Source organism: Vibrio sp. 2134-1, assembly GCF_033339495.1.
Map to the genome: position 1 here is coordinate 1 of NZ_JAWOUS010000569.1, position 634 is coordinate 634.

The 634-nt window shown below is 41.3% G+C and carries 1 pseudogene; it reads left to right on the forward strand.

The window, feature by feature from the left end:
• Positions 1 to 480, forward strand: a pseudogene (locus R7R78_RS27275) (phosphoribosylglycinamide formyltransferase); the annotation flags it as partial.
• Between the last annotated feature and the right edge of the window lie 154 nt (positions 481 to 634).

Below are 634 nucleotides of genomic sequence, written 5' to 3' on the forward strand. Positions count from 1 at the left end.
CCATATTTCGCTGGCGTAAAATCTAAACATCGCGCCGAAGAAAAAATCGCACATGAACTGGATGGCCAAGTAGAACGCATTACTGACTTAGCTCGTGCGACTATTGTGGCGGAAGATGTGGCAAGTTTGGTCTCTATTTACGAAACGCTAGAGCGTGAAACAACTATCGTTAAAGTCAAAAACCGCTTTAAGAAACCTGGCCCTTCTGGCTACCGTGATCTGAACTTGTTAGTCCGTTTGCCAAAAACGAATTTGATTGCAGAAGTACAGCTGCACTTAAAAGCGATTGCGGATGTAAAAAATGGTCCTGAACACGACCTGTATGAGCAAATTCAAAAGCTTGAACGTCAAGCATCAATGGAAAAGCGAAATCTAAGCGAGATTGAAATGGCTTCCATTAAGAATATGCGTAGCCAAGCGAAAAACTTATACCAACAAGCATGGCAGCCTTACTTAACGACGCATTTAGAAGCGGCGTAAACAAAACGCAGCCTGAGAAACAACAAAACCACCGCAATGCGGTGGTTTTCGTTTGTATGAAACATCAAATTTCATACATAACAAAAGACCACGACTAAGCGTGATCTATTTGATTGGTTTTACTGTTCTTTTTTTAGATTTTCTACACGAGCTT